This is a genomic window from Streptomyces sp. NPDC090499, from assembly GCF_044769305.1.
GTDB lineage: Bacteria > Actinomycetota > Actinomycetes > Streptomycetales > Streptomycetaceae > Streptomyces.
In genome coordinates, this window is sequence record NZ_JBIVXP010000002.1 from 601286 (window position 1) to 614519 (window position 13234).

Sequence of the window (13234 nt, forward strand, 5' to 3'; positions counted from 1 at the left end):
GCCGCGCGAGCCGGTTTGCGCCCGAGCGCCGTTGCGGATGGCGGTCGTGTCGCGGATGCAGCGCCGTCGTGGCTGGTCGCGCAGTTCCCCGCGCCCCTGAAGGGGCGCCTCTGCCGACCGGGATGTCAAGTCACGACGCCCGGCACCACGGTCAGCTGCTGGTAACCCCCGCTCGCGTGCCGCACCGTGAGCCGGGCCTCCTTTCCCGGGTGGGCGCGGGCAATCACCCGGACCAGGTCGGCGGCGCTGTCGATCCGGTCGGCGCCGAACTGGAGCAGGACGTCGCCGCGCACCAGCCCCGCCGAGTAGCCCGGGCCCGGCACATGGACGCCCACGACCAGCGCGCCCACCTTGTCGGCGTCCACGGCCTCCACGCCCAGGGTCGCGGTGACCGTCGGCGAGGGGGTGGGGGTGGCCGGAGGTGCGGGGCGGGGTGTCGTAGGCGGGGTCTGCTGCCGCAGTTCGGCCAGTCTGCTCATGCCGATCACGGTGGCGCCGACCGTGCCGAGGCCGACCCCGGACAGCACCAGGACCGTGCCGGCGAAGATGCCGAACAGCAGGGTCCTGATCCGGCGGCCGCGCCGGCGCGCGGCGTGCGGGCGGTGGGCCGGGTCGGGTGAGGGGCTGTCCCCGCGCCCCTGACCGGGGATCGGTTTGGGACGCAGTGCGGTCTGTTCCATGGTTCGCCTCCACCCGGAGCTCTACCCGGCGCACGCGGGCGCGACGAGACACGAACGAGTGAGACTGACCCCAGGTCAGGAGCGGGCAGCCTTAGACCCGACCTGCCTCCCCGGCAGCGTCGAGGAGGCTCGCCACCAGGTCCGCCGCCGCTCCCGCGGGCGTCCCGCCGTACACCAGTTCCACGCGGTGGACGAGGCGCGGGGCGGTGACGGGGACCGGGACCGTGCCGGGGACGCCGGTGGCCGTGCGCAGGGGCAGCAGGGTGAGGCCGTGGCCGGCGGCGGCCAGGGCGGTCAGGGTGCGGACGTCGGAGCCGTCGTAGCGCAGGGCCGGGCGGAAGGCGCCGCCGCCGGTCGCGGTGCGCAACCGGCTCAGCGGCGGGGCCGCGTCGGGTGCGTCGAGCCAGCGGGCGTCGGCGAGGTCCGCGAGGCGCAGGCCGGGGCGGCGGGCGAGCGGGTGCCCGGCGGGGAGCAGGACGGCGACGGGTTCCTCGCCGACGCCGTGTGCGGTCAGGGGCGCCACGTCGGGCAGCGGCAGCGGGTCGCTGGGGGCGGCGAGGCCGTCGAGCAGGCCCAGGTCGGCGGTGCCGGTGGCCACGGCGGCCGGGATCTCGTCGCGGGGCAGGACGCGCAGGGTGACGCCCACGGCGGGGAGCGCGGCCAGGACGGCGGGGCCGAGCGCGGTCGGGGTGGCGGCGAGGATCAGGCCGGGCGCGGGCGCGGCGGCCATCCGTACGACGTCGGCGCGGGCCGCCTCCAGGCGCAGCAGCAGCGGGCCCGCATGTTCCAGGAGCCGTTCGCCGGCCGCCGTCGGGGTCACCGGGCGGCGGGTGAGCAGGGCGGCGCCGAGGTCCTGTTCGAGGGCGGCGATGTGCTGGGAGACCGCGGACTGGGTGTAGCCCAGCTCGCGCGCGGCCTCCGAGAAGGAGGCGAGGCGGGCGACGGTGACGTACGTACGCAGGAGGTGCGGGTCCATACCGCACAGGATCGCATCAGCGATGCTTATCGAGGGTGCATCAATCATCGTTGGACGTGAACCGGAGCGCGCGCCCAGGATGGGCCCATGACGAACTCCGCAGCTCGGACCGCCACGATCGCCCTGGTCGGGGACCGCTCCCCCAACGTCGTGTCGCACACCCGGATCCCGCTCCTCCTCGACACCCTCGCCCGGCGCGACCGGCTGGTCCTCGACGCCTACTGGATCCCCTCCGAGGACGCCGAGGCCGCGGACGCGGTGCGCGGTTTCGACGCGGTGTGGGTGCTGCCGGGCAGCCCGTACCGCAGCGAGACGGGCGTACTGCGCGCGATCCGCACCGCCCGCGAGGAGGGCATCCCGTTCCTGGGCACCTGCGGGGGTTTCCAGCACGCGCTCCTGGAGTACGCCCGCGACGTCTGCGGCCTGACCCGGGTCGCGCACGCCGAGAACGACCCCGACGCCGAGGACCTCCTGATCGAGCCGCTGGCCTGCTCCCTGGTGGGTCACGAGGCCGCGGTGCGCGTCGAGCCGGGCACGCTGGCCGAGTCGGCGATCGGCTCGGGGCGCACGGTCGAGCGCTACTTCTGCTCCTACGGCCCCTCCCGCCACCTCGACACCCTGCGCGCCCACGGGCTGCGGCTGTCCGGCCACGACGAGGACGGCCACGTCCGCGTCGCCGAACTGCCCGGCCACCCCTTCTTCCTGGCCACGCTCTTCCAGCCGGAACTGTCCGGCGACGGCTCACGCCCGCATCCGGTGATCCGGGCGCTGGCCCGTGCGGCGGTCGCGCACGCCGACCAGCGGGTGCGCGCGTCGGTGTGAGGGCGGGGCCCCGCCGTCCGGGTCCCGGCCCGCCGTGTTGTTCAGCGGCTGAGACGCGCCCGCACCATGTGCACTATGGCGTCGACCTCGTCGACGCGCATCAGGCGCGCGAGAGGGACGAACAGAGCGATCAGCACGGCCGCGCCCGCGGCGAGTGCCGTGAGCGCGGCAACGACGTGCGGGTGAATCGCCGTCATCAGCCAGACGGTGACCGATCCGGCCGCCAGGGACGCGGGAAGGGCCGCCCCGACGAGACGGGCGTAGGTTCGGACGACCCGACGGCCGTCGAGGTCGCCGCCGAGCCGGCTGCGGAGCCGTTTCCAGGCGACGCCGACGCCGACGACGTAGGCCAGGCCGTAGGTGAGGGCCATGCCGGTCACGGCCCACCGCGCGGGGAGCAGGAGACAGGCCGCGAAAGATCCGGCGGCGTTCACGAGCGCGACGACGAGGGTGTTGAAGAAGGGCGTCCGGGTGTCTTCGTAGGCGTAGAACCCGCGCAGTACCACGTACTGCACCGAGTAGGGGATCAGCCCCAGGGCGAAGGCCATCAGGACGAAGCCGATGTTGCGGGCGCCTTCCTCGCCGGCGCCGGCGTAGAGCAGTTGGATCAGCGGCACGCCGAGCGCGAGAAACGCGAAGGCGCAGGGAACGACGGCGACCGCTGAAGTACGCAGGCCCCGTGAGATGTCGTCCCGGACTGCTCCGTGGTCGCCGTCGGCGGCTGCGCGGGCGATGCGGGGAAGAATGGCTGTCATCACGGAGACGGTGATGATGGCCTGCGGCATCTGCCAGAGCAGAAGCGCGTAGTTGTAGGCGGTGATGCCGGTGCCGGGGTGCCCGGTCCTCTCCGCGGTCGCACCGGCGGCGGTGGCGAGACGCGTCACGACGACCATGCCGGCCTGGTTGACGAGTACGAACAGGAAGGTCCACTTCGCCAGGCCGAGAGCCTTCCCCAGGCCGTGGCCGCGCCAGTCGAAGCGTGGACGGATCCGGAATCCCGAGTCGCGCAGGTAGGGGACCATGGCCAGGGCCTGAACCGCCAGTCCCAGGAGGGTGCCGAGACCGAGCAGCGAACGCCCTGCGGCGTGATCGTCGATGCCGAGACTCCCGAGTGGGAGGCCGTACCGAAGACCCGGACGAACGACCCGAAAGCGGCGATGATCAGGATGTTGTTCAGGACGGGCGTCCACATCATGGCGCCGAACCGCCCCCGCGCATTGAGGATCTGGCCCATCACCACATGAATCCCCATGAAGAACATGGTGGGCAGGCAGTAGCGGGCGAAGGCGACCGCGACCCGCATCTGGTCGGGGTGAGTGGCCATCGAGGGCGACATGACGCGGATGAACTCCGGCGCCGCGACGACACATATCAGGGTCGTCGAGCCGAGGAATGTGACGACCAGGGTGATGAGACGGTTGGCGTATGCGGCACCTCCGTCGGAGTCCTCCTTCATCGACCGCACCAACTGCGGGATGAAGACCGCGTTGAGGGCTCCCCCGCCCACCAGCACGTAAATCATGGTGGGGAGCGTGTTGGCGACCTGGTAGGTGTCGTTGAGCGTGCCCACGCCCAGCGCGGCCCCCATGACCAGAGTGCGCAGAAAACCGGTCAGGCGTGAAACCAGGGTTCCGGCCGCCATCAGAGCGCTGGACTTCATGAGACCGGCGGACCGCCCGGCGCCCAGGCTTTCAGCCGGAGCCGGTAACGCCTCGGTCGCGGCGGAGTTCACGCCCGCGGCGGAGCCGGACACCGGGCGGATCCGGAGCGTCTCGAAGTCGCCGTCGCCTTCAGCACCCATGCGTGACCCATCGCTCCGTATCTCCGACCAGCCCAACGGACAGGTCACCATACCGGCGCGGCGACCCTGCCTCCGCGGGGTGCTGCGCTCGGAAGAGGTGCCCGTGGGGCGGCGACACGGACGGTCCCGCCGAGGCCGTCCCGCGCCCGGGTCACCCCGTTCCCCGCTGTCGTCGGACGCCGTTGTCAGTGGCGGCTGTTACGTTCTGTGACATGACCGATCACTGCCTGCGGCTGCTCCGGCAGCACCGTCGCCTGGCCGAACTCGCGGCGTTCCCCTTCGACTTCGACCTGAACCGGGCCGTTCACGGCCATGCCGAGCCGGTTCGTCTCGCCTCCGGCGGCTCGCTGGAAGCGGTGGCGGGGAGCGACACCGGCGGCACCTACTTCGTGTGCGCGGACGGCTCGCTGCTCTACGCGGACTCGGAGGGCTCGGCCGGGATCATAGGGTCGTCCGTCGACGAGGCGCTGGAGACCGTGATCGGCCTGCCGGGCTGGCGCGACCTCCTGCACCTGGCTCCGGCGGACGGCGAGACGGCGATCCTCGCGCGCGTGGCCGAGATCGAGGAGGAGATCCGCGAGTACCACGGCATCGACGAGGAGCGCGCCGAACTCCGCGCGGCCCTGGGCCTGTCCGACCGCTCCCCCGTCGAGCTGCTCGGCATGCTGCACAAGGCTCTGCTGCGCACCGAGCCCGGCTTCCTCCTGCTGAACGCGGACGAAGGCGGCGCCTACGACCTGCTCGACCCGCACCCCCGGCCGCCCCTGTGGGAATCGGTACGGCACGAGGTCGCCGGCGACCCGGCCGCCGAGCCGCTGTCCACCTGGGTGCGGCTGGCGGCCGAGCAGGGGATGACCGAGCTCGCCCGGGTGGCGCTGATCCGCCGCCTGGACGGCATCTTCATGGACCAGAGCCTGCTGCGGCCCGGCAGCAGTACGGACCTCGGTCCGGCACCGCTGCTCGGGCTCGCCGCGGAGTTCGAGCGGCTGGGTGACCTGGCGCAGGCCGAGCGGGCCCGGGGTCTGCACGCCTCCCTCCGGTAGGCACCCGCGCGACGGACGCCGTCAGCCGACCGGGAGCACCGGGGCGAGCGGGGGACGGTCCGGGACGAAGCCGTGGGCCCGCCGGGCGAGGTGGGCCGCCGTGTAGCGGTCGACGTGCTGGTGCCAGTTGAGGATGCCGGCCATCCAGTTCTGCAGGTCGCGGACGTAGCCGTCCATGGCCTGGCGCGCCTCCGCGGACAGCTCGAAGTCGTCGTACACGAGCGGGAGTTCGCTCGCGACGACGTGTTCGAACTGATGCATCCGCTGGGTCATCAGGTCGTGGACGACGTGGAGCGCGGTCGGGTAGTCGACGCCGAAGAAGTTCTGCACGACGAGGATGGCGTTGTGCAGCTCGCCCTCGTACTGGATCTCCTTCTGGTAGGAGAAGACGTCGTTGACGAGCATGCCGTAGTCGATGGCGGCGTTCTCCAGGGAGCGCACCGGGCCGCTGCGGTACACCTCCGGGGGGATCGCCGGGCCGTGGCCGAGGCGGGCCAGGCTCAGGGTGAGGTCGGAGCCGAAGGTGGCCCGGCGCATCTCCAGGTAGTCGACCGGGTCGGGGATGCGGTGCTGGAGCTGGTTGGACATCTCCCAGAGCCAGCTCTCGGTCATCACGTCGACGGACTGCTTGAGGGCGAGCCGGTCCTCGGGGCTCATCGCGGCGGTGGTGCGGGCCCACAGGTCGATGAGGCCGCGTTCCGTGCCGGTGGCCGGCACCGGCACGGGCTCGTCGGCGAGCGGCATGCACGCCGAGAGGCGGGCCGTGGCGAGCCGGGCGCCGGCCAGGTCGCGCCGGGTGCCGAAGCAGAGGGGGTAGTAGTCGTCGGCATAGGTGCCCCAGGCCAGCCACTGGGCGCTGAGGTCGAGTTCCCCGGGTCCGGCGTCGGGGTCGAGTCCCGCGGCGCAGAGCACGAGGTCGGAGGCGGCGAGCCGGTGCTCGTCCCAGACGCCCTCGGACAGCATGCCGGTGCCGTGCATCCAGGCGGTCAGCCGGGGCCGGGCGGCGTCGAGGTGCGGGTTGAGCTCGACCTCGTACGGCATGCGGAAGTCGGGCAGGAGGGAGGGGCCGACCTGCTGGAAGGGCACATGGGTGTAGGCGCGCAGGCGCTCCGCGGCGGCCGCGGCCAGCAGCGCGCCGACGTCCGCGGCGGAGGTGCCGGGGCCGGTGAGCTGCTGCCAGGGCGAGGAGGGGACGGCTCCCTGGTTCATGTAGCGGCTGGAGCGCAGGTGCCATTCGTGGCCGCCGGACTGCCAGTCCTGGAGGCCCTTGGTGTAGGCGGCGATCGCGGCGGCCTGGTCGGGCCCGAGGCCCTTCTCGGCGGCGAGGGCCGGGACTTCGGTGAGCGCGGTGTGCTCGAACTGGTGGAGGCGGGAGGTGAGGATGTCGTTGACCGTGTCGGCGGCCTCCTGGGTCGTGCAGTCGAAGAAGGTCTCCAGCACCAGGACGCCGTTGCTGTTCTCGCCCTCGTCCTCCACCTCGCGCTGGTAGGAGAACAGGTCGTTGCGCAGGTGCACGGCGTCGGCGAAGGTCTCCATGAGCACCCTGAGCGGCCGCGAGCCGGAGACGACGGCGGGCACCTCGGCCGTCGCGTACTCCACCAGCCCCGCAGACCAGGGGGCGCCGCCCACCTTGCGGCGCATCTCGATGTACTCGACGGGGTTGGCGATCCGCCCCTCGTTGATGTTGGACAGCTCCCACATCGACTCGTTCAGCAGGTGCTCGGTGGCGACCGAGAAGCGCCGCCGCCAGTCGACCGACATCGACGGCACCGTGCGCGCCCACAGGTCGGCGAGGCCCGCCTCGACGGGGTTCTGCGGCTCCGGCACGGGCGTCGCCGGGTCGAGCGGCATGAACAGCGGGAGCCGGTCGAGGTGGGCCTTGCCCGCGGCGCGGTCCTGGGTGCGCTTGTACATGTCGAGGAAGTGGTCGTCGAAGAAGAACACCCACACGTACCAGTCGGTGATCAGCGACAGGGCGGGGCCGTCGCAGTCGGGGTGGGTGTAACCGCACAGCAGGCCGTAGTCGTGTGCCTCCAGATCGGCCTGGGTCCAGATCCCGGACCCCTCCAGCATGCCCATCTCGCGGGCCCACTCGGTGGAATGGGTCCGGGCCTCCTCCAGGTGCGGGTTGAGCCGCGCGGGATACGGCATGTAGAAGTGCGGGAGTTCGAACGGCTGCGTCATGGCCGGGGCCCTACCCGCGCGCCACAAGGGCCATCCACCGCGCGGCACATGATCACACCATCGCGTGAACCGGCGCGGAATCCGGGCACGGCCCTCTCCGAAGCATGCGCACGGTGCCGCCGGGCGCTGCCGCCCGGGGGTACCGTCTTGCCCGGTCCCGCCGCACGGGCCACCGTGGTCGCATGACCCTCTCCGCCGGCGGCGGTGAAGCCCCGCCCGTACCCGATGTGTTCGATCCGCGCCGGTACGCGGTCGGCGTGCCGTACGCCGACTACCGCGTCCTGCGCGACCACCACCCGGTGGCCTGGCAGCGGGAGCCGGAGGTGCTGGGCTGGCCGGCCGGGCCGGGGTTCTGGGCGGTGGCACGGCATGCGGACGTGGTACGGGTGCTCAGGGACCCGGGGACGTACTCGTCACGGCTCGGCGCGACCCAGATCCGGGATCCGGACCCGGAGGACCTGCCGTTCATCCGGCGCATGATGCTCAACCAGGATCCGCCGCAGCACGGGCGGCTGCGGCGGACGGTGAGCCGGGCCTTCACGCCGGGGCGGATCGAGCGGTTCGAGGCGGTGGCGCGGGAGCGGGCGCGGACCCTGTTCGCCGGGGCGCTGGCGACGGCTCAGGCGGGGGACGGCACCGTGGACCTGGTCGCCGCCGTCACCGACGAGTACGCACTGCTCAACCTCGCCGATCTGCTGGGTGTCCCGGAGAGCGACCGGGGGCTGCTGCTGCACTGGACGCGGCGGGTGATCGGCTACCAGGACCCTGACGAGGCCGGGCCCGGGACGCTCGACGGCGAGGGCAGGCCGGTGAATCCGCGGTCGCCCGCGATGCTCCGGGACATGTTCGGGTACGCCCGGCAGCTCGCCGCGCACAAGCGCCGCAACCCGGCCGACGACGTCATGACGGCCCTCGCCCACGACCCGGAGCTCGCCGACGGCGAACTGGAGATGTTCTTCTTCCTGCTGACCGTCGCGGGCAACGACACGGTGCGCTCGGCCGCCCCCGGCGGACTGCTGGCGCTGGCCGAACACCCGGAGTCCTACCGCCTGTTGCGTGCGGGGCGGGCCGGACCGGACAGCGCGGTGGACGAGCTGCTGCGCTGGCATCCCCCGGTGCTGACCTTCCGCCGTACCGCCGCGCGGGACACCGAGCTGGGCGGGCGGCGCATCAGGAAGGGCGACAAGGTGGTCGTGCTGCACGCCTCGGCCAACCGTGACGAGCGGGCCTTCGCCGGGCCCGACCGCCTCGACCTGACCCGCGCGCCGAACCCGCACGTGTCCTTCGGGGACGGGCCGCACGTCTGTCTGGGCGCCCACTTCGCCCGGCTCCAGCTGCGCACGCTCTACGCGCAGGCGCCGGCCGTCCTGAAGCCGGCCGGTCCCGCCGGGCGGCTCGTGTCCAACTTCATCAACGGACTCAAGTCGTTGCCGATGCACCTGGGTTGACCTGGATCAGGGCGTGGGTGCCGGCCGTGCGCCAGTGCTCCCCCTCGGCCGCGTCCAGGGCCGCCTCGGTGTCCGCGGAGAGCCCGGTGATCACGTCGGACTTGAGGGTGCGCAGCGCGGCCACCGGGCCCGGGAACCAGGCGGTGACGTCGGCGAAGGGGGTGGTCGGCGGCCAGAGCCGGTCGCCCACCAGACGGCGGTAGTTGAGGTCGCCCTTGAAGATCGTCAGCGCGGCGGAGGCGAACTCGGCGCGCAGGTCGCCGGGCATCGCGGCGTACGGCAGCGGGGCGCAGGAGAAGGGGTGGGCGCGCACGGTGAGGCGGCCGTCGGCCATCGCCGACCAGAGGGTACGGCCGTAGCCGGCGGCGGCGCCCGGGGCCGCGGTGAGCCTGCGCAGGGCGTCGAGCACGTCGGCGGTGGTGGCGTCGGAGACGTAGTACGGGTAGGGCTTGATGTGCAGGACCGCACGGGCGACGCGGTCCGTGTCCAGGAGGTGGGCGATCAGCAGCAGGTCGGGGACGAGTTCGCGGCCCGCGTTGTCGGCGACCAGGCACAGGGTGCCGCCGCCGTGGAGCAGCGGCCACAGGGCGGCGCTGTCGTCGGCGACCAGGGCGTCGACGGCCTCGCCCGACCCGGCCGCGGAGAGCCGGAAGCCGAGGTCGGCGCGGTTGCCCCACAGGGAGCCGTGCAGCAGGGCCCGGTCCGGGTCGTCGCCGAGGCCGTCGAGCGCGGCCAGTTCCTCGTCGGTCTCCTTGGCGTCGAGTTCGGCGAGCTTGAAGGGGCGGAAGGGGTCGATGCCCTGCCAGGGGCCGGGGCCGAAGTAGCCGACGGCGTCGAGGAGCCTGCGGTAGAAGTAGCTCTCCGACCAGAGCCACGGCACGTCGAACCAGGACCGGCCGGTGCAGGTGTCCAGCCCCCAGTCCCGCCAGTGGCCCGCGTCGGCGGGCAGGGGTTCGATCACGCCTTCGGTGCAGTTGCGCAGCAGCGCGTCGAGGGCGCGGTGCTGCTCGGGGCCGTACGGGAAGGCGTCCCGCACCTGGCGGATGATCGCGGGGTGCCGTTCGGCCAGCACGCTGTGCGGGAACGGGCCGGTGGTGCCGAGGATCACGGGCGGTTCGGCGGAGTCGGGCATGAACGCCACGCTATCGCGCGGGCCGCCCGGCTCCGCCGAACCGCGGAACGCCTGTCACGCCGTCCGTCACGGCGTCCCTCATGCCGTTCTGATCTCGCGTTCCAGTTGGGTGGCGAGGGTGAGGTAGCGGGCACGACGGTGCACCGGGACCAGGCCGCGGATCATCAGGTGCCACATCTCGGCGACCCTGCGCGGCAGCCGCCCCACCGGCTCCAGGTTGCGGCCGGCGACGCGGGTGCCGACGAAGAAGCAGACCAGCGAGTGGGCGACCGCGCCGACGTCTATGTCCGGGTGTACGTCGGACTCCTTCACGGCGCCCGTGAGTTTGCGGGTCGCGAACTCCAGCCACTCGGTGAACGGGTGCCTGAGCGGCGGCCGTACGGTGACGTCCGCGGTGGCGAGGCGCAGGCCGGCGCGCGGGATCGGGCCGTCGACGGACAGCCGTGCGATGGCGAACGTGGTGCGCATCAGGGCTTCCAGCGAGGAGTAGCCGCGGCTGTCCATCTCCCGCACCAACTGGCTGGAGGTGCGGGACTGGAGTTCCATGATGGCGTGCGCCAGGTCCTCCTTGGCGGCGAAGTGGAAGTAGAGCGCCCCCTTGGTGACCTTCGCGTGCTCGACGATCTCGCTCAGGCTGGTGGATTCGTAGCCGTGCCGGTCGAAGAGGTCGGCGGCGGCCGTGATGATCGTGGCGCGGGTCTGCTCCGCGCGTAACTGCCTCGCCATCGACTCGACGCTCCTTCACGGCTTCGGTACTTCACGACTTCAACGACGCCTCGGCTGCCAAACCGACGGGGCATGCGGTTTGTTTTTTACCCCGTGCACACGATAGCTCACCGTGCGGCAGCGGGAGGCAACTGTGCGGACCTGGTGACGGACACGTGTAAGTCACGCATGGGGCCACGTGGACAGGGGCCCGCAGTGCACGAACGGACGAGATCAGAACGCGCTCCTCCCTCGCCCACGCGCCGGTTTCCGGAAGCGCCGCGGTCGGCCGGCGGTCATCGGTGATCGCCACGATACGAGCCGCGCGGTTGGTTCTCAACGGCGCCCGGAGAGTCGGCAAACCGGACGATCCAGTCGGTGTCGCGCACTTCAACCGGCCCTGTGACCAACTGCGCTGAACAGCGCGGCGCCGATTTCCGTACTCAATGCGGCAGAACCCCCTACCCGCGCCTGCCGAGGAGACGTCCCGCATGACCCGGACGACCGCCCGCCTGAGAGTCGTGGGAGCCGCCGTGGCGGCCCCGCTCCTGCTCCTGTCGTGGGCGGCGGGGTCCGCCCGGGCGCACGGCGCGCCCACCTATCCCGTGAGCCGGGCCTACGGCTGCTCCCCGAGCGGCGGCAGCGCGGCGACAGCGGCCTGCAAGGCGGCGATCGCCGCGAGCGGGCAGAACTTCGTCGCGTGGGACGACGTGCGGGTGGCGGGCGTCGACGGCCGGGACCGGCAGGTGATTCCGGACGGCAGGTTGTGCAGCGGCGGTCTCCCGGCGTACAAGGGGCTCGACCTGGCGCCCGCGGACTGGCCCGCGACCGAACTGACCCCGGGCGCCCGGATGACGATGACGTACGCCGCGACGATCGCGCACTCCGGCACGTTCAGGCTGTATCTGACGAAGCCCGGCTACGACCCGGCGAAGCCGCTGACGTGGTCCGAGCTGCCGGCGCAGCCCTTCGCGGAGTTCAAGGACCCGCCGCTGACGAACGGCGCGTACCACTTCAGCGCGGTACTGCCCACCGACCGGACGGGCCGTCAGGTGCTGTACACCGTCTGGCAGACCAGCAGCACGCCGGACACCTACTACTCGTGCTCCGACGTGGTGTTCACGGCGAAGAAGGCGGCGAAGAAGGACACGGCGAAGGCAACGGCCGGAGGCGGGCAGCAGGACGGCGGGGCGACGGCGGGCGCGAAGCCTCGGTCGAGTACGACGCCGGCTCCCGGCGCCTCGGAGAGCGCCGCCGCGCGGGCACAGCGGACGGCGGCGGCGACCCCGGTCTCCCCAACGACCGGACCCACCACCGCCGACAGCACTCCGGTGGCCTCCGACACGGACCCCGGCTCGGGCCCGTCGGCGCCACTGGTGGCGGGCGGCGCCGCAGCGGTGCTGGTGCTCACCGGCGGCGCCGCCCTGGCGTTGCGTCTGCGTAGACGCTGACGGCCTTTGTTACCGGGTCAGTTGACGAAGACGGCAGCGCCGTTGTCGCTGACCGGGGCGTACTTGGCGGTGAAGTAGCCGGCGGAGGGGCACAGGATGGAGCCGGAGGACTTCGCGAACGCCTGGTTGCTGAAGGCGAGGCTGTTGTCGGTGTTGGAGCTCGTGCCGGACAGGCTCGCGGCCTGGTAGACGCACGTGATGCTGCCCAGGAGGGTGGTCAGCTTCACCGTGGTCTGGATGGTCGAGCCGCTCGGCGGGGTGACCGCGACCGTGCCGTCCGAGGAGACCGCGGTGGTGTACGGCAGGTTGTCGACCGTGATGCTGGAGACACCGGTCACGCCGGTCACGTTGCTGGTGCAGCTGCCGAAGGTCTGCGCGGTGGCGGACTCGGTGGCGGTGCCGGAGGCGGCGGGGTTGTCGGTGACCGTCGCGGTGAAGGTCGAGGCCGCACAGGTGATGCCGCTGGTGCTGGTGGCGCTGGAGTAGAGGGTGGCGGTGGTGCCGCTGGCCAGCGACGCACTGAGGGTGTCGCCGACCGCGACGGCGGTGCCGCCGGCGCTGCCGGTGGTGAGCACGGCGCCGTCGGCGGAAGCGGGCACGGTGGCCGCGACCGAGAGGGCGACGACGGTACCGGCGAGGGCGAGGAGGGATCGCGTACGCATGCGGGTTGCCTCTTTCTTGGGGGGTCCTGCGTGGGGTGAGATGGGGGTTCGAGGGCGCGACTGCGGCGCCGGCCGTTGCCGGCCCGTCACGCCTTCTCCGTACGTGACGGGCCGACAACGGCAGCCAGGCCGGACACCGGCCGAAAGCCTGGGGGGGTTAGGCCTCCGGCCGGGCCGGTCAAAGGCGTTCGGGCACGGCCCCTGGGGGGAAGCGACCGTGCCGACGCCGCTGAGCGGAGCGGTGATCGAAGAGGCCGGGAAGCGGTCGATGCCGCTCGGCGGATCCGGCGCCACGGATCCGAAGGAAACCAGGGAGAGTTGTAGACCTGA

10 protein-coding genes and 1 pseudogene are annotated in these 13234 nt (G+C 72.5%); 4 read left to right on the top strand and 7 right to left on the bottom strand.

Translation table 11 applies throughout. From position 1 onward, the window contains the following. Positions 1-125: 125 nt before the first annotated feature. Positions 126-680 carry a PDZ domain-containing protein gene (locus ACIQVL_RS11105; RefSeq protein WP_403475123.1) on the bottom strand — a complete coding sequence of 185 codons (555 nt, stop codon included), beginning with the start codon at positions 678-680 and terminating at the stop codon, positions 126-128. Between the two features lie 91 nt (positions 681-771). Beyond that, positions 772-1656: a LysR family transcriptional regulator gene (locus ACIQVL_RS11110; protein WP_403475124.1), complete on the bottom strand. Its 885-nt coding sequence runs from the start codon at positions 1654-1656 to the stop codon at positions 772-774. Between the two features lie 87 nt (positions 1657-1743). Between ACIQVL_RS11110 and ACIQVL_RS11115 the strand changes: the two genes are divergently transcribed. Then, entirely contained in the window at positions 1744-2478 is a 735-nt protein-coding gene (locus ACIQVL_RS11115) for a hypothetical protein (RefSeq protein ID WP_403475125.1), read from the top strand. A 41-nt stretch (positions 2479-2519) separates the two neighbouring features. On the opposite strand, the pseudogene murJ reads toward ACIQVL_RS11115, so the two are convergent. Then, a pseudogene (gene murJ, locus ACIQVL_RS11120) lies at positions 2520-4279 on the bottom strand (murein biosynthesis integral membrane protein MurJ). Between the two features lie 212 nt (positions 4280-4491). Here murJ and ACIQVL_RS11125 point away from each other — a divergent pair. Next, positions 4492-5322 (top strand): hypothetical protein, encoded by an 831-nt coding sequence (locus ACIQVL_RS11125; RefSeq protein WP_403475126.1) that lies wholly within the window; start codon positions 4492-4494, stop codon positions 5320-5322. Between the two features lie 21 nt (positions 5323-5343). On the opposite strand, the gene cyc2 is transcribed toward ACIQVL_RS11125, so the two are convergent. Beyond that, entirely contained in the window at positions 5344-7506 is a 2163-nt protein-coding gene (cyc2, locus tag ACIQVL_RS11130) for a germacradienol/geosmin synthase Cyc2 (protein ID WP_403475127.1), read from the bottom strand. A gap of 182 nt (positions 7507-7688) precedes the next feature. Between cyc2 and ACIQVL_RS11135 the strand changes: the two genes are divergently transcribed. Continuing rightward, a complete protein-coding gene (locus tag ACIQVL_RS11135) occupies positions 7689-8954 on the top strand; it encodes a cytochrome P450 (protein ID WP_403430304.1) in 1266 nt (421 codons plus the stop codon). Here ACIQVL_RS11135 and ACIQVL_RS11140 read toward each other — a convergent pair. Both ACIQVL_RS11140 and ACIQVL_RS11145 read right to left on the bottom strand, forming a co-directional pair. Next, on the bottom strand, positions 8926-10086 hold the full coding sequence (locus ACIQVL_RS11140; protein ID WP_403430306.1) for a damage-control phosphatase ARMT1 family protein: 1161 nt from the start codon (positions 10084-10086) through the stop codon (positions 8926-8928). The genes ACIQVL_RS11135 and ACIQVL_RS11140 overlap by 29 nt on opposite strands. A 78-nt stretch (positions 10087-10164) precedes the next feature. Next, on the bottom strand, positions 10165-10812 hold the full coding sequence (locus ACIQVL_RS11145; RefSeq protein ID WP_403430308.1) for a ScbR family autoregulator-binding transcription factor: 648 nt from the start codon (positions 10810-10812) through the stop codon (positions 10165-10167). Positions 10813-11282: 470 nt separating this feature from the next. Here ACIQVL_RS11145 and ACIQVL_RS11150 point away from each other — a divergent pair, with 470 nt between their 5' ends. Then, positions 11283-12242: a lytic polysaccharide monooxygenase gene (locus tag ACIQVL_RS11150; RefSeq protein ID WP_403475128.1), complete on the top strand. Its 960-nt coding sequence runs from the start codon at positions 11283-11285 to the stop codon at positions 12240-12242. A 17-nt stretch (positions 12243-12259) separates the two neighbouring features. On the opposite strand, the gene ACIQVL_RS11155 is transcribed toward ACIQVL_RS11150, so the two are convergent. Then, complete coding sequence (locus ACIQVL_RS11155) at positions 12260-12904, bottom strand: Tat pathway signal sequence domain protein (RefSeq protein ID WP_403430312.1); 645 nt, start codon at positions 12902-12904, stop codon at positions 12260-12262. Positions 12905-13234: the final 330 nt, after the last annotated feature.